This window comes from Paraflavitalea soli, from assembly GCF_003555545.1.
Lineage (GTDB): Bacteria > Bacteroidota > Bacteroidia > Chitinophagales > Chitinophagaceae > Paraflavitalea > Paraflavitalea soli.
In genome coordinates this window covers 7,841,225-7,857,913 of sequence record NZ_CP032157.1, presented here as the reverse complement: position 1 = coordinate 7,857,913, position 16,689 = coordinate 7,841,225, and the positions used below count along the sequence as shown (strand labels likewise).

The window sequence follows — 16,689 nt, the reverse complement described above, 5'->3', positions numbered from 1 at the left end:
CAAGCTCCTTTAGATCAGGGTGAGCCGCCCTTTGAGGGCGACTCACCCTTTGAGGGCGACTCGCTTTTAGTCTCGCGGCACCAGTTTTATCATTACTGCATCTTTTACACCTATATCAAGGGTGAATGATGATTGTCCTTTATTGATCCTGCCTATTTCCTTACCTGTTAAAAAGTCCTGTAAAGTATATTCCCTGTTTTGCCATTTAAGTTCAGCTTGCGGAAAGGAGGCCGCCAGGCTTTTTTCCGTATCAAAGTTGAATGCTGCTACCAGGATGGTATCACCAGGCAGGTAATAACTCAGCTGCTGCGACTGGCCATTACCTACGGGGAAACGCAATGGTGTAAAAGCTTTTGGCTTGCTGAAGAAATCACATACTGCCGCATTGTTTAAATACTTTTTAGCTCTTTCTGCCGCTGCTGCATTCCTGAGATCGGAGCCATCGCCTACTATGCTTCCCAATGCCATCATGGAAAAAAGGCGCACTTTCACCTCCTGCTCGCTCAGGTCTTTGTTCTTCTGAAAGTTTTTCATGACTACTACATCCATATTGGTATAGGGCCAGAGACTACCCTGTGTCCACCAAAAATGCGTGGCGCTGACCATGGAAGCAGCTGTGCTGCCATAATGAGGAAATCCTGGTTGATCATTGCGCAGGTGGGAATACACATCGGTAGATAAGAACCTGGTATGTGCATACTGATGGGGGAACAGGGGGGATATGGCCTGTGTAATAAAAATATCAGGCCCCATGATGGAATCCACCAACTGTTTCAGCATCTTCATGCCATAATCGTAAGCCTGTATGCCCGATCGTATGGCAGGGTTATACCGTCTTGTAGATTCCAGTGCACCCGCCGATAAAAAGTCTATTTTGATGAATTTGGCATCTATTGCTTTCGCCTTTTTCAATTGCGCGATAATATACTCCCGGGTATAAGGATGTGTAGGATCGATGGGAAAGGCGCCCCACTCTCCATCTTTATAGGGTATGTAATTGTGCTTATCGTCCAACAGTAATACTTCGCTGAGCGGATGGTCTGTATTGGTAAGTTTTGACCCGCTGATATTATTCTTCCATGTCCACAAAGCAAAGGGGATGAAATAAAATCCCATTTGCTGCCCCTTCTTTTTTCCATACCGGCTTATCGACTGCAGCACTTCGGTAGTGTAAATACTTCCATCGTACGAATCAATACTTAAAACAGGCTGCGTGGTTTTATTGAAGTTGTTCAGCGAATGGAGGAAATCGGAGATCTTTGCCACATCCAGCGGCATCATCACTTTCCCGTATCCCAGTACGCCTTCCACGCCAAAACTGTTCCAGTAAAAAGGAGCAGGCTTATTCCAGGTAAGGCTGCCGGAAACCTTCTTTACCGTATTGCCAAATCCCACCAGGTCGTTCCGTATATCTGACGACGCAGATAAATAGATCAGGGGAGAATATACGGCATTGCCCAGCTGTGTTCCATGCGCCACATAATCGTGCGAACCATCTTTGCCGCCATAGGAATCGGGTAATGAAGGGTCATCTTTCGTAGCAGCGCCACCGTACACAATGAAAGAATCTACCTGTCCAGCCGTTGATCCGGTAGCATAGCGGATACCCGTTTTCCAGAAATCATGTACCAGGCTCCCAACAGCAAATCCATTTTTAGCATGTTCATCATAGGCGGATGCCAGCTCATAGCTGATGCCGGATATACCTTTGCCAGCCGATGGCCATGGACGCGATACTACATCCACCCAATTGTCGTTGTCAAAAGGGTAATCTGTAAAAAGGGGGCTGGCGCCCGGCAGGATGATCTTTCCCTGCTGCGCGGGCAAAACGGTAAGCGGAGAGATATCCCTTGTTTCCACCAGGGCGTCTTTATTCTTTGCCGACGCCTCTACGCTTAGTAGTATGAACGGTTGTACCTCATAAATAGTAATGTATTGTATCAACCTTACGGGCTTCTCTGCGTCTTCATGCACCAGGTTGATGCAAATCCCTTTGCCCAGGGGGTTGTTGAGGTGATCTGTTGTAAAACTGTGTCGTGTAAACCCTGTTGAAGTATAGCCACCGGTCCTCAGGTCCTGCACATACGCCGTGGTATTTTCAAATTGAGCGGCGGACGCAAACCGGTAATGTACTTTGCCTGACTGGAGGTTGGCCACTATACGTACATGACTGTTGCTCACCACCAGGCTATCGCCCGCGAGCTGTGTTTGTTGCGCGGGGGCGAGGGCCGGGAGTGTGATTGTATACAATAAAAAGATAAGTATCCTGTTCAATGCGTTTTCTTTTAACTATAACTTTCGTTTGCTTCGATAGCAGATTTCTCTCTCCGCTTCGCTCCGTTCGAAATGACAATCAAGAATGATAGAGCTCCTTCCGAATGACAACCAAGAATGATAGAGCTCTGTTCAAAATGACAACTAAGAACGATAGAGCTCCTTCCGAATGACAACCAAGAATGATAGAACTCCGTTCGAAATGACAACCCAGAATGATAGAACTCCGTTTGAAATGACAATCAAGAATGATAGTCTACCCCCTTACCCTCTATTAAAATCCCGGGTTCTGGTCGCTGGGTTTCAAAGAGCGGTTAAGCTCAAACTCCCTGGATGATATGGGGAACAATAAGTTCTTGTTGGACACATAGTTCTTTGCATCGGGGTTGTAAGCCTTAACCTGGTCAATCAGCTTTCCCGTTCTTTTAAGGTCGCACCAGCGCCAGCCTTCGAAGCCCAGCTCCCGCATACGCTCTTTCAATAATTCATCCCGCATTTCCTGTTGCGTGGGTTCATGTCCCAATACCGTTTCCCAGTTGGGCAGTTTTGCACGGGTACGGATCTTATTCAGGTAAGTAAGCGCCTCCGCCGTTCCATTCTGCTCATTCAATACTTCGGCATACATCAGTATGGCATCGGCATACCGTAAATAATACAGGTTGCGGGATGACAGGCCACCATTCAATGATTTGCCATCGGTGATATCATACTTCTTAACATGGGGTTTGGTCACATCGGCCCACCACCAGTAATCTACCACATTACCATTGGCATCATAAAATTTGTACCGGATAGAAGCATCTTTCCTCGCATCACCAGTTTCAAAGCTGTTGCTGTAATAATCCGTGGGAATTACCACATGGCCCCCACCGCCGGAATCTGTATTAGAGATATGCCAGCCGCCCAGGGTGTTTGCCTGTGCATTGGTATTGCCATTCTCGTTGGTGTACTGTATTTCAAACAGGGATTCAATGTTGTTTTCATTGGTTTCCTTAAACAGGTCGGCATAATTACTCATGAGGGCTGCAGCGGTAGTCGTCATCAATGGCTGCAGGGTGGTTTTGGCATTGGGGTAATCTTTTTTGGTGAGGTATACCTTGCCCAATAGGGTCTGCGCTGCTTCTTTATTTACCCGGCCAACTTCTGCAATGCCTTTGCTATCGAGGTGTGTGGCGGCGAAATTCAGGTCATCAATAATCAACGCATATACTTCTGCTTCGCTGCTCCGGGGTTTACCGCCATTGGCATCCGCTTTGGGATCTTCTACTTCAGTAGGCAGGGGTATGCCACCAAAGAACTGCACCAGCTTAAAATAGAATACCGCGCGTAAAAATTTGGCTTCGGCTGTAAGCCTGTCCTTCACTTTTTGCGAAGCACTGGAGGCAGGGATGTATTTTATGGCGGTATTGGCATTAATAATGCCTTTGTACAAGGAGTTCCAGGCGCCCTGCACCAGCTGGTTCTGCGCACTCATCAGGCTATTGTAACTGTTGATGCCATCATAATGTTGCCAATAGCCACCCCAGGTAGGTACAAAAGAACTTGTTTTTCCTTCGTCGGTACCTACAATACCCACGAAGTAATAATCGCCACTGTTGAGGTCCATCATCTTCCGGTAAATACCGGTAACACCGGCCACTGCACCCTGTTCGTCTTTGTACAATTCTTCGGGCGACACGAAGGTTTCCGGTGTAATATCCAGTTTCTTGCTACAAGCGGCAGCCAGCAGTACGAATAACAGTGCGGGCAATATCAACCGTTGTTTGCTATAGTTCATTATGGCAGGCATGATTCTACTATTTAATAGTTTATAAACTTAATTGTAAGCCGAATAAGAAGGTACGGTAGCGTGGATACACATCGTATTGTCCCGTTCCGATCTCCGGATCAATTCCTTTATATTTTGTAAACAGGAACGGCTCCACTGCCTGTACATATACCCGCAATGAATTGATCTTCGCTTTGGATAATAAGGCGGAGGGGACATCGTAGGCCAGTGTGATATTCCTGATACGAATGAAATCGCCTTTTTGTACCATAAAGCTGGAAGTGCCCGACTGCAAAGCCCGCAGTGAACGGCCAAACTGGTTGGGCCGGGGAACATCGGTATTGGTGTTCTCGGGCGTCCAGTAATTCAAGCCGTCCTTTATCGTGCGCGTGGCTGTTTTGCTGGAGTAATACAAATAGTCCTGGTAGGCTTTATTGCTGATCATATGTCCATAGGTATAGCTGGCAAATACCGTCATGGAAAACTGCTTGTACCGTACATAATTCCAGATGCCACCCCACCCTTTGGGAACGGTGCGGCCGATAATGGTACGGTCATATTGGTTGATGGTGCCGTTCTTATCCAGGTCTTTTACGCGCACATCACCCGGCCTTGCATCGGGATTCAGGGAGAAATCATCTCCTTTCTGGTAAAGTCCGTCATACACGTAATCTACAATAAGGCTGTTGGGCGCTTCGCCTACTTTGAGGTAAGGGCTTAAGGAATCTACGCCTGGCAGCAGGCTGGTGATCTTTGAGGTAAACTTGGACCAGTTGATATTCATCTGCCAATCGACATGGTTTGTCTTAATGATATTTACATTCAACCCCAGGTCAATACCGCGCGTATTCATTTGAGAAATATTGATCCACTTGCTGTCAAATCCCTGTGATGGCGCCAATGGATTGTTCATCAGGAGATCATGAATATTCTTATTGTAGTAATCAACAGTGAGCCGTATCCGGTTATTGAACATGGCGTAATCAAACCCTATATTGAACTGGCGCTGGCTTTCCCATTTTAAAGCAGGGTTGCCTTCGGTGCTGGTACCCAGCTGAAAGCCTGATGTCTGGTTGCTGCCATTGTACGGATAAACACCGGGCTGCATCTGTGTATAGATGGCTGCAATGGGAATTTCCTGGTTGCCCACTATACCATAGCCTATCCGTATTTTGGCATCGCTTATCACTGATCTTGTTTTCAGGCCAATGAAAGGTTCATCGATCAGGCGCCAGGCGCCACTGATAGAAGGAAAGTAACCATATTTATTATCGGCGCCAAACCTGGACGATCCATCCCGGCGAATGGTACCATTGATAATGTACCGGCCTTTGAATTTATAAATTACACGGCCCAGCAAAGAAGCTACGGACCAGTTGAAGTAATCGCTGGCAATCACATCGCGGTTGCTGGCCAGCCCCATGTTCTTATAGGTAAGCGCATCTGTGGGGAATCCGGATCCTTCTTCATAATTCCACTCCTGCCTTCTTTGCTGGTAGGTAGCGCCGGCCAGGAAATCAAATACATGATCTTCAGAAGGGGCATAGCTATAGGCCAGGGTGTTCTCCCACAAATAATCTCTCCATCCGAAGTTCTGTATTTTGGCTACTCCTTTTTTCGCGAAGCCTGCGCTGGTGGTACGGGGATAATATTCGAAGCGCTGGTTCTTATATACATCCAGGCCAAAGCTGGAACGGAAAGTAAGGCCCGGAATTATTTTATATTCACCAAAGATATTTCCCAGGAAACGATCGTCTACATTATGCACCGGCGTTCTGGTAAGCGTTACCGGGTTGTTGAATAAAAGGTTACCGCTTGAAGGGTCTATATTGGCGGAAGGATTGCCCAATGAATCGTAGATGGACATGAGCGGACTGATGGTCACCGCATTATAAAACGCCTCGTTACTCACCACATCATTCACAATATGGGAGAAGTTGGTATTTACACCCACTTTCAGCTTAGCGCTTACTTCCGATTCCATATTCGCCTTCAAAGAATAACGTTCAAAATTGGAGCCCTTAATAATACCATCCTGGTTGAGGTAGTTGCCGCTGAGGTAGAATTTATTCTTACCGAAACCGTTCGACACACTGAGGGTATGGCTTTGCTGGGGAGCGGTTTGTGTAACAGCGCCCACCCAATCGGTCCACCTGCCCTGGGCCATATTGCGCCGCTCATCGCCGTTGAACAGCAGGGTATCAATACCAGGACCATTGGGCCAGGCCACGGGATCTTCATCACTAAGGCCCTGGCGACGAAGTTTTACATAATCATCAATATTATCTACGAAGTCATAGGTCCTGATCATTTTCTGCACCCCATAATATGCATCATAATTGACGGTCGTACGGCCGCTGCTGGCCCTTTTGGTGGTAATGATCACCACACCTTCTGATGCACGGGAACCATAAATGGCCGCTGCTGAAGCGTCTTTCAGTACATCAATGGATTCTATATCGTTGGGGTTTATTTCGCGCAGATCGTAGGTAACCACTACGCCATCTACCACATAGATGGGGCCGGTACCCTGGGTGATGGTGTTGATACCCCTGATGCGCACATTGGTGCCCGCACCCGGCTGATGGCCAGCAGTCACCACCTGCATGCCTGGTATGCGTCCCTGTAAAGCCTGGTTGACATTGGTTACGGGCAACTCTTTGAGTTCTTTGCCCGAAATGCTGGAGATAGCGCTGGTAACATCTTTCTTTTGTTGTTTTCCATAACCGATCACTACTACTTCGCCCAGGGCCTCTGTAGATTTTTGCAGCAACACTTCAATGGCAGAGTCGGACGCGGATATGTTCAGGCTTTGTGTTTTGTAGCCTACACTGCTGATGACCAGGATTACTTTACCCTGTACAGACATGGAAAAAGTACCATCGGCAGCGGTTGCCTGGGGAGTAGCATTCCCAATAGTGGTTACAGAAACGCCGGGCAGGGGCGCCCTTGTTTCTATATCAGCTACCTTACCCCTGAGCACCCTTGTTTGTGCCTGGATGCCCAGGAAAGTTACTAGGGATAAAAATAAGAGGAGAGTCGTCTTCTTCATTGCAATCGTTTTTGGCTTTTTTAATAAGTGCACCCATTGAGGGATGGCAGCAACTTAGCGCAAGATCAAAATTCGTGATCCTGTTTTGACAGGAGAATAGGTATTCTTCCGAAAAAGATGGACTTTTATACGGTCATTGACTATTTCTTAAACCAGGTATATGCCGCAGAAACCATCCCGCAAAAGACAAGGATTTGAAGGTCAGAAGCTGATCGTACTGCCTCAAAAGATAGATTCAGGCTTTCTAATGAAGGACGCTATCACCCGGCAGATCTATATTACTGACATTGGCTATTACCCCAAGGCGCACCAGCACTACGTGGAGCGGCCCCATGGCATCAACCAGCATATTATTATTTATTGTGTGGAAGGACGTGGATGGGTGACGATCAATAAAAAGAAGATGGATATCTCCCCCTCACATTTTATTGTAATACCTGCCCGTACTGCTCATAAGTACGGCGCGCTGGAAAATGATCCATGGACTATTTACTGGGTGCATTTTAAAGGGGATATCGCCACTTTTGTGGTGGACCTTATTACCAATAACTCACAGAATTACCTGCCTTATCTTTCTTACAACGAAAACCGCATCAAGTTGTTTGAAGAGATCTATTTCAACCTGGAGAAAGGATATAGTGCCGATAACCTGCGGTATGTAAATATGATCTTCTATCATTTCCTTTCGTCGCTGCTCTACGAGGAAAAGTATAACCAGGCGATTAATAGTCAGGCGAAGGATGCCATTACGCTCACTATAGAAATGATGCAGAAAAACATTAACAAGCATGTTTCCCTGAATGACCTCGCGGCCTTCTCGCATTTATCTGTATCGCATTTTTCTTCTATGTTCAGGGAAAGGACGGGCTTTTCACCAGTAGAATATTTTAATCATTTAAAGATCCAGTATTCCTGCCAGGCATTGGCCTTTAGCGCCAGGCCCATTAAAGAGATCGCGGATGAACTACAATTCTCCGATCAATATTATTTTTCCCGGATATTCTCGCGCTTCATGGGCATGTCACCTTCTGTATACCGGAAGCGTAATAAGGTGGCAACAACCGGGTAACCTATTATGGAGTAAGTACATCAAGAATAGGCTTGTCCAAACTGTTCAACGTGTTTTGACGGGTAGCGAGCAACTCCAATACTACCACTTCATTACTGCCTTTCCTGAGCCACTCTGCCGGGACGTACAAGGTTTGCTGTGGACCAATGGACCAGTAGCGGCCAAGGTGATGGCCATTGATCCATACGCATCCTTTGCCCCATTGCCGCATGTCGAGGTAGGTATCGCCTGTATGGGACAAGTTAAATACGGCTTTCTTCACTACAGGTACTTCTGTAGCAGCCTTCGATCCGTTGATGGATAACTTATTGATATTGTCGAAAGGAAGGGAATACATTTGCCACCCGGTCAGCTCCTGCCCATTGAAAGATACGCGGGAAGTGATGCCCTTTTCATTCTTTAATAAATTGGGACCGAAATTGATACGCCCCAGGTTCTCTACGAGGATATCGATGGTTACCTTGCCCGCAGGAAGGTCTACCAACAGGCTGTCCTGCTTGAGCCTTCTGTCAAGTACCCCTACCCTTTTGCCATTGATCATCACGATGCCATAATCACGCAGCTCTTTAATGCTCAGCATGCCCTTTCTGCCACCTGTTTGTTGGGTGCGGTACAATACAAAACCATATGGTTGGTTGAGTGCTTCGAAAGTGAGCGGGTGCCGGGCCTGTACGGGTTTGGGTAATACGGAGAAGATATCAGCTACCTGTTGGAAAGAAATTGCCGGTATGGCGATGGCTGGTTTGGCTACGGGTACTGCGGGTAATTCCTGGCCTGCCGGTAAGTTCTTTTGTATGGCATTCCTGAACAGCATGAACTTGGGTGTTGCGTTGCCGGCTTCATCCAGCGGTGCGTCATAATCATAACTGCTCACCTGCGGTTCATAGAAACCGGTATCGTAACAATTGGCGCCATTCATGAATCCGCGGGTGGTGCCGCCATGAAACATATACATGTTCACCGACATGCCTGCAGCGAGCAGGTTATCCAATTGATTGGCATAATTCTCAGCCTTCACGGTGTGGTGTTGTACACCCCACCAATCGAACCAGGCAGGATACCACTCTGCCACAAAAAAAGGTCCCTTGCCATTGTTGTACTTTCTCACCAGGGTTTTTATCTGCTCTGGTTTATCCAGGCCGTTCACTGCAGGCAATAGCCCCGGCAGGTAACCTTTGGCCACATCTTTTGCCGGATCGCAGGTGTAGAGGAGGCAGTCAAATCCTGCTTCTACAAAAAGCTGCTGATTGATCTTTAGGTATTCTTTGTCGGACCCATAAGATCCATATTCATTTTCCAACTGTACCAGCAGGATATTGCCTCCGTGGTTGATGAGATAAGGAGCCAGTTGCTTGCCTACCTGGTGAATGTAATTTTTATAGGCCTGCAGGTATTGCGGTTCTGTACTGCGTACCTTCAGCCCTTGGATGTTTTGCAGCCAATAAGGATAACCGCCAAATTCCCATTCAGCACACACGTAGGGGCTGGGCCTTAGAATAACCCAGAGCCCTTCTTCCTTTGCCATTTTTACAAAAGCGGCTATATCATTGTTGCCGGAAAAATCATATACGCCTTTTTGCGGCTCGTGCACATTCCAGAACACGTAGGTACCAATGGTATTCAACCCCATGGCTTTCGCCATTTTCAGGCGATGCCGCCAGGCCTGCCGGGGCACACGGGGATAATGGATCTCTCCACTGATCATCTGAAAGGGCTTGCCATCCAATAAAAAATGTTCCTCATTGTAAGAGAACGCACGTTTAGCCTGTGCCACAGCTACCTGCTGCATGCATACAACAGCTAACACCAATACAATCCATCTGCTCATCATACACGATCCTTTTGGAAATTATTTATTATTAAATACCAACGTAACAATGCTTTCCGGCGCTACCTGTAGGGGGCCTGATACGTGTTGCCTGGCCAGCTTTTGACCAACGCTGGTGGTATAGGTCTCCAGTTGTGTAATGCGTTTAGTCTTTTTACCAGCCAGGGTGGCTAATTCTATAGCCTGTGATGCCGTACCGGTATTAACGATCACCACCACTGTCTTCTTGTTCCTGGCATCCTGGAAGGCCGATACAAAACAGGTGCTGTCTGCACCCGGCAGGGAAGCTTCGACCCTTTGCATACCGGGCCTGATAAACCGGCTGTAATTGCCCAGGGCCCACAGCATTTTACTATCATAAAAGTTGCCGTCTGTTTTATGCTGGTCGATATAGATCAATCCATCCTTATAGTTATAGGGTGAAATAGCCACCCACCATTGCCAGGCTGCCGCATTGGCCACTGCCAGGTCGGTGTGGATGGTACGGGCCAGGTAGAGTGCAGGTCTCATACCGGTATCTCTTTTGTTGCCGTTGATCTCTCCATCGTTATCACCCAATATGCAATACTCAGATTGCCAGAAAGACAGTCCTTTTACTGATGCCACGCGCTCCGCCAATTGTTTGCGCAGGGCAACGGATGCAGGATAAGGAGAGGTACTGAAATAACTATGGGCTGCTATCACCGGCGCCAGTGATGGCAAATTCCCAACGTAGCTGGCCGATGCAGGCTGCAGCAGATCGTTCAGCTGATTGCCTTTGCCCGGCTTGTCATCATCTTTCAGCAGGTATTTGATATGGCCTGCTTCTGTGATGAGTATTTTAGTTGCCGATCTATTTTGTTGCAAGGCGTTAGACAAGGCTTTCACCACTCCACTGATCTGCTGATTGGTGTAGGGGCAGCCCTCCTGACCGCCATCACTCCAATCCCATTGGGGTTCATTAACAGGACTGATGTAATTGAAATGGATACCGGTTCTCTTTTTAATGCCCTCCAGGGCCTTCAACGTATAGTTTGCGAATGCCTGGTAATTGGCACTATCTATATTGCATTGTCCCTTCACCGCAGCAAAAGCCAGCTTGTTTTTGGTGAAAGCTACGGGCGGGCTATTGTAGAAAGCCAGGAAATCATTTACGCCTCTTGCTTTGGCAGCCTTTAAGAACCATTGCTGTGCTGCTTGTTTATTCCAGTTATAACTACCATCGGCTTCCAGGAAAGATTCTGCCCTGCGCCATTCATCCCTGATGCCACTGGCACTGCCCTGTTCGCTGCTGCCAGCTCCCAGGTTGAACCGCCACATGGAGAGGCCGATCCCCCTGGGATTGCCATTGGCGGCTGTATCCATACTAAACAACCAATCGGCCATGGCATTCCTTTTAGCATCGGGCCAATTGCCCACAAACTGGCAGGACCAGGCATCGGAAGCTGAGAAATTGTGAATGGTTTGATAGGTTTTATTGACATCGATGGTAAGGGTAAGCGGAGCATTTGCCGACTGCGCCATGGCCATACCCTGGTACAATAAACCGAGAACTGGTACGAATAGCTTGCCTTTGAGCTGGATCATTTGTTTGCTGGTTGTTTAAAGAAGGCAACGAGGATCGAGGATTAAGGTGGGCCGCCCGCTTGTGCGGCTATGCAGCGCCGCCGGGCGACTCACCTATGTCCGTCGACAAACCCATCTACTATCAGTAATTATCGTTTTGTTTGATCTTATTGCCCGATGCCTGTATCTCTGCACGTGGTATGGGCAACCAGTAATGTTGGGTTAAGAATTTCCGGCCATCCAACGCTACCTTGGGGGTATAAGTGAAATTGTTGCCCACCTTATTGATGATAATACCACCGGCCGGTTTGTTCTCTGTCACATCGGCTATCTTCCACCTGCGCACATCATAGAAACGGTGCTCTTCAAAAGCCAGCTCTACCCTTCTTTCAGATCGTATGATATCGCGTAACTGTGTTTGTGAAACAGCCGTCACTGGGGGCATATTAACACCGCTGCGCGCCCGCACCTGGTTTACCGCGGCCCTCGCTGAAAAAGTGGAGCCTGCAGGTACTACATCGGGGCCATACGCTTCATTGGCAGCCTCCGCATAGTTCAACAGCACTTCCGCATACCTGAAATAGATCCAGGGCTGGAAGCCGGCATTGCCCCAGGGATTTTGCAGGGGATAGGCATCGTTCATGAACTTCTTCAGGTAATAACCTGTTTTGGAAGTATTCCAGTTATCAGGCCCGTCCTTGCTGTCTTTACCACCAGGGGTAAATGTTTCCAGGGTAGCTCCCCGGTAGGTAGCGCCATTGTACAATATGGTAGCATAAAAGCGCGGGTCGCGGTTAGCATAAGGAGTAGCAGGGTTGTAACTGGTACCGGGATCTGTAATGGCTGTACCATCCATCATCCGGTAATCATCTACCAGGTTTTGCATGGGCAGGTTGCCGCCCCAGCCGCCATAGCCATTGGGACCATTGGCGATCTCCAGGTGGGTGTGGTTGGCATTCTTGGTATATAAGCGTGCAAAGATGATCTCGTTGTTGCCATCGGTGGTAAGGAACAATTTGCCGTAGCCATCCTGGTAAATGCCGTACTTGTTCATGCTGATAACGGCTTGCGCAGCAGTAGCGGCGTCTGCCCAGGTGCCGGTAGCATACAGGGGACTGGCAGCGTACAGTAATAATCTTGCCTTAAGGGCTAAAGCAGCGCCTTTGGTAGCCCGGCCCAGGGGCCAGTTGCCATCATTGTTAACAGGTAAAACAGCAGCGGCTGCATCCAGTTGGGCTACTGTATAATCAATACTTTCCTTCAGGGTAGCTCTTTTAAAAAATGCATCGTTCTGTAAGTTATCGGTCAGGCTCAATGCTGTATCGCCCATCAGCACAACGCCACCGTAGTTGCGGATAAGATCGTGGTACCGGAAGGCGCGGATGAATTGCAGTTCGGCTTTCAACCTGTCCTTGTGCGCCTGGCTCATGGTGATGGTCCTCAAAGTGTTCAGCGCAAAGTTGACCTCACGGATGCTGCGGTAGCTGCGGGGCCAGATGGTGCCGGCCATACCCAGGTTCTCCGGTGCTAATAAACCCCGCTGGATGGTCCAGGTATTGTCATCATTGTTATAGATAGATTCATCAGTGATGGAACTCCACATGCTGTATTCAAACCCTCGTCCAAATCCAGGGTCGGTACCATCCCCTTCCTTGTCCTGCAGGCGGGCGCCGATATAGCGGTTAATTACATAGGCTTCGAAAACAGAGGTATCGGTGATCACTGTTTCTTCCGGGAACCGGTCGGTAGGTTGTATCTCCAAAAAATCTTTCTTACAGGAGAACAACAAGGTGGCAAGCATTACCACACCAAGTATATATTTATTATTGCTGGTTTGCATTGTACGTTGTTTAAAAGTTAGAACCTCACGTTTACACCTACATTGATGATCCTTTGCTGCGGGTAGAATTGACCGCTGCCGCTATTACCTTCCGGATCATAATCTTTCACCCTGGTAATGGTAAACAGGTTGAAAGCATTCACATAGAACCTGGCGGATTGCAGGCGTATGGCCGATAAGGCTTTGCCGGTGAAGTTATAGCCCAACTCAACATTCTTTAAACGCAGGAAGGAAGCATTGTTGAGCCAGAAAGTATTGTTGTACTGTCCGCCATTTACAGAAGCCGAAGTCCTTGTATCAACGCGTGGATAGCTTCCGTTGGTATTGGAAGGGCTCCAACGGTTATCGGCCCAACTGCTGTAGAAATTACCTACCTCTCCTGCTTCAGGCAATACATATTGGCTCACTTTTGCCTGACCTGCGAATACAGCACTCAGGTCAAAATTCTCATACTCTACTGATAGAACAGCGCCATAGGTGATCAACGGAATATTGCCGTATTTGCTTCTCACCTGGTCATCGGCCGTGATCTTGCCATCGCCATTATAATCCTGGTAGATCAGATCGCCGGGTTGTGCACCGCTCAGGTGAGGTGTTTTATCGATCTCGTCCTGGGTGCGGTAGATACCGATAGCGTTGTACAATAAATAAGTATTGAGGGGCTGATCGGTTTGTTTTTGATAGCTTAATACGCCGGGGGCTTCATCAATGAAAATGATCTTACTTTTGGCATAGGTGAAATTACCGGTGATGCCATAACGCAGCTTACCACTCTTTTTATTATACCCTGCCGTAGCTTCAATACCCTGGTTGTTCACTTTCCCGATGTTCTCAGATGGCACCAGGGGATCGGACCCGAAAGGGTTTACAATACCTGATACGAAGGGAATGGAAGCATTGCGGATGGCCAGGATATTAGAACGTTTTTGCCTGAAGTAGATGAGCTCGAAATTAAAATCATTGAATACTGTACCTTCTATACCGATATCCATTTTGCGCGCATCTTCCCAATGGATATTAACATTTTTCAACTTGGTGAGGTCAAGACCGGGCTGAATGACTGCTCCGCCGCCACCATTCACCACAAACTGGGGCTTGATGGAATAGTTGGTAAAATACTGAAACAGTCCCACATTGTCATTGCCCAATGCACCATAGGAAGCTCTTATTTTCAGGTCGTTGACAAAAGATACATTTTTGAACCAGGACTCTTTAGAAATTCTCCAGCCTGCGGACACAGAGGGGAAATAGCCGTATTGGTTGCCTTTGGGGAAAGTGGAAGATCCATCAATCCGCATTTGCACTTCGGCCAGGTAGGTTTCGTTGTAGTCCCAGGCGATCTTTCCAAAATAGCTCTTGCGGGTAAAGCTGTAGCTTTTGCCGGCATTATCGCGGTCGGTAGCGGCTGTACCACCCTGTGATAATTCGGGGGTAAGGGTGCTGAGGAAGTTAATGCGGGAAGCGGCAAAACTATCCATTTTGATCTCGCTTTGTTCGTAACCCACAAAAGCATTGAAATTATGATCACCCACAGAACGCTGGTAGTTGACCTTGATATTGTAGGTAGCCTGTGCTATGTTCTTCTGGCTTTCATTGATGGTAGCTGCATTATTGTTACCTCCTGCAATACGGGTGGAATAAGTATTGCTGGCTTTATTATAGGTATATAATACATAAGGCGTGGCAAAAGATTTGCCAAAGGACCAGGATTTGTCAAAGGCAGCAAATCCATCAACTGACAATCCTTTTACAGCAGCAATATTATAACTGCCTTTCAGGATGCCGTTGAACACCTGGGTAGGGTTCTTATTGATACCGCCGATGCTGGTAGCCATCATCACCGGGTTATTGCCTTCAATGCCGGCAGATGGCAATCCATTGGGATAGCGTGCCTGTATGGTAGGATAAGCCCGGTAGATGGAACGGAAGATGTCACCGGAGCCTGCCGTGGGGTACTGCCTGTTCTCTTCACGGCCCGACAGGTAAAGACTTACTTTAAAGTCTTTGGTCACATTGGCATCGATATTAGACCGGAAATTGTATTGCTTGTATTTGGTAGCGCCATCTTTGTACAACCCATCCTGGTACAAGGTACCCGCACCTACATAGTAACGCACATTCTCTGAGCCGCCTGATATGGATACATTGGCCTGGTTTTGCAAAGCTGTTTTCTTCAGGCTTTCTTTGGTCCAGTCGGTATTGGGATAGTTGAGGGGATCGCTTCCGTTGGCAAATTTGGTGATCTCATCCTGTGTATATTTCTGGTTCAGTCCGCCACCTTTATTATTATAATAGGCCACCTCATTAGCGATAGCAGCATACGTAGCAGCATCAGCCATTTTGGGTAGCCTGGTGGGTGATGAAAAACCCTGGTTGAAACTGGCACTGATGACAGGTTTGCCGGTCTTACCCCTTTTGGTAGTGACCAGGATGACGCCATTGGCGGCCCGGCTTCCGTAAATGGCTGCTGAGGCATCCTTTAATACCGAGATGCTTTCAATGTCGTTGGGATTTAATCTTTCCAGTCCGCCTACCTGGCCCGGTACGCCATCTACCACAATGAGCACATCATTGTTGCCGGTTGTAGCCAAACCGCGAATGGTAAAAGAAGAACCATCGTAACCAGGCTCTCCACCCCGGTTATTGATCACTAAACCTGAAAAGCGGCCGGCCAGTGAATTGGAAAGATTGGGCTGGGGGCTTTTCACCATATCGGCTCCTTTTACCACAGAAATGGAGCCGGTAAGGGTCGCTTTCTTTTGGGTGTTGTAGCCCACTACCACTACCTCCCCCAGGCTGTTGTTCAACAATTCCAACTGGATATCCAGCGTGCCCGAGGCAGGCGCCTGTCTTTCCTGGGAATTGTAATTAACATGGGAGAAAACCAGGGTAGCATTGGCCGGCGCATTGATGCTGAACCTGCCCGATTCATCGGTCAGTACGGCCGTTTTTGTGCCTTTTACGGTGACGGTAACACCGGCAACCGGCGCATCACCCGATCTGATCGTACCTGATACTGATTGTTGTGCAAAAAGAGAAAAGTGGAGAAAACAAAACAAGGTAAAACATACTAGTTTAGGGGCTATACCCATTGGCAATAATCGTCTCATACAACAAGCGTGATTTGATTTTAAATCTGGATTCCAGTGTTGCTAAGGTAATAGCCCGGGGAGGGTCTTTATGGGAGGCCAACTGTTAAAATGAGGGGGGTAAATTGTATGATTTGCTGTTTTATGGGCAAAGTACTGTATTGGAAATAAATAGGTTAAGTAAAATACCCCTTTAGACCCCGCTCCGCGGGGTAGACTCTGAC

General features: G+C 47.8%; 8 protein-coding genes. 1 reads left to right on the top strand and 7 read right to left on the bottom strand.

Features of this window, described 5'->3' with window-relative positions:
* Nucleotides 1-66: 66 nt before the first annotated feature.
* From D3H65_RS30205 to D3H65_RS30195, 3 genes are all read right to left on the bottom strand, one after another.
* Nucleotides 67-2,274, bottom strand: coding sequence for an alpha-amylase family protein (locus tag D3H65_RS30205; protein WP_245999626.1), 2,208 nt, complete (start codon nucleotides 2,272-2,274; stop codon nucleotides 67-69).
* A gap of 274 nt (nucleotides 2,275-2,548) precedes the next feature.
* Nucleotides 2,549-4,063 carry a RagB/SusD family nutrient uptake outer membrane protein gene (locus D3H65_RS30200; protein WP_119053878.1) on the bottom strand — a complete coding sequence of 505 codons (1,515 nt, stop codon included), beginning with the start codon at nucleotides 4,061-4,063 and terminating at the stop codon, nucleotides 2,549-2,551.
* Nucleotides 4,064-4,082: 19 nt separating this feature from the next.
* Nucleotides 4,083-7,094: a SusC/RagA family TonB-linked outer membrane protein gene (locus tag D3H65_RS30195; RefSeq protein WP_119053877.1), complete on the bottom strand. Its 3,012-nt coding sequence runs from the start codon at nucleotides 7,092-7,094 to the stop codon at nucleotides 4,083-4,085.
* Between the two features lie 160 nt (nucleotides 7,095-7,254).
* Here D3H65_RS30195 and D3H65_RS30190 point away from each other — a divergent pair, with 160 nt between their 5' ends.
* Complete coding sequence (locus tag D3H65_RS30190; protein WP_119053876.1) at nucleotides 7,255-8,163, top strand: AraC family transcriptional regulator; 909 nt, start codon at nucleotides 7,255-7,257, stop codon at nucleotides 8,161-8,163.
* 4 nt (nucleotides 8,164-8,167) lie between these two features.
* Here D3H65_RS30190 and D3H65_RS30185 read toward each other — a convergent pair whose 3' ends face one another.
* The 4 genes from D3H65_RS30185 to D3H65_RS30170 form a co-directional block, all read right to left on the bottom strand.
* The gene (locus tag D3H65_RS30185; protein ID WP_245999625.1) at nucleotides 8,168-9,994 is read right to left on the bottom strand and encodes a glycoside hydrolase family 35 protein; all 1,827 of its coding nucleotides are present in this window, start codon (nucleotides 9,992-9,994) and stop codon (nucleotides 8,168-8,170) included.
* A gap of 18 nt (nucleotides 9,995-10,012) precedes the next feature.
* Complete coding sequence (locus tag D3H65_RS30180; RefSeq protein ID WP_119053875.1) at nucleotides 10,013-11,557, bottom strand: glycoside hydrolase; 1,545 nt, start codon at nucleotides 11,555-11,557, stop codon at nucleotides 10,013-10,015.
* 121 nt (nucleotides 11,558-11,678) lie between these two features.
* Complete coding sequence (locus tag D3H65_RS30175; protein WP_119053874.1) at nucleotides 11,679-13,376, bottom strand: RagB/SusD family nutrient uptake outer membrane protein; 1,698 nt, start codon at nucleotides 13,374-13,376, stop codon at nucleotides 11,679-11,681.
* A gap of 17 nt (nucleotides 13,377-13,393) precedes the next feature.
* Entirely contained in the window at nucleotides 13,394-16,486 is a 3,093-nt protein-coding gene (locus D3H65_RS30170; RefSeq protein ID WP_119053873.1) for a SusC/RagA family TonB-linked outer membrane protein, read from the bottom strand.
* Nucleotides 16,487-16,689 lie beyond the last annotated feature (203 nt).

Bases quoted from the DNA above. Each gene is read 5' to 3' on its own strand.
- D3H65_RS30200 (WP_119053878.1), bottom strand. From the start codon at position 4,063: ATGCCTGCCATAATGAACTATAGCAAACAACGGTTGATATTGCCCGCA.
- D3H65_RS30195 (WP_119053877.1), bottom strand. From the start codon at position 7,094: ATGAAGAAGACGACTCTCCTCTTATTTTTATCCCTAGTAACTTTCCTG.
- D3H65_RS30190 (WP_119053876.1), top strand. From the start codon at position 7,255: ATGCCGCAGAAACCATCCCGCAAAAGACAAGGATTTGAAGGTCAGAAG.
- D3H65_RS30185 (WP_245999625.1), bottom strand. From the start codon at position 9,994: ATGATGAGCAGATGGATTGTATTGGTGTTAGCTGTTGTATGCATGCAG.
- D3H65_RS30180 (WP_119053875.1), bottom strand. From the start codon at position 11,557: ATGATCCAGCTCAAAGGCAAGCTATTCGTACCAGTTCTCGGTTTATTG.
- D3H65_RS30175 (WP_119053874.1), bottom strand. From the start codon at position 13,376: ATGCAAACCAGCAATAATAAATATATACTTGGTGTGGTAATGCTTGCC.
- D3H65_RS30170 (WP_119053873.1), bottom strand. From the start codon at position 16,486: ATGAGACGATTATTGCCAATGGGTATAGCCCCTAAACTAGTATGTTTT.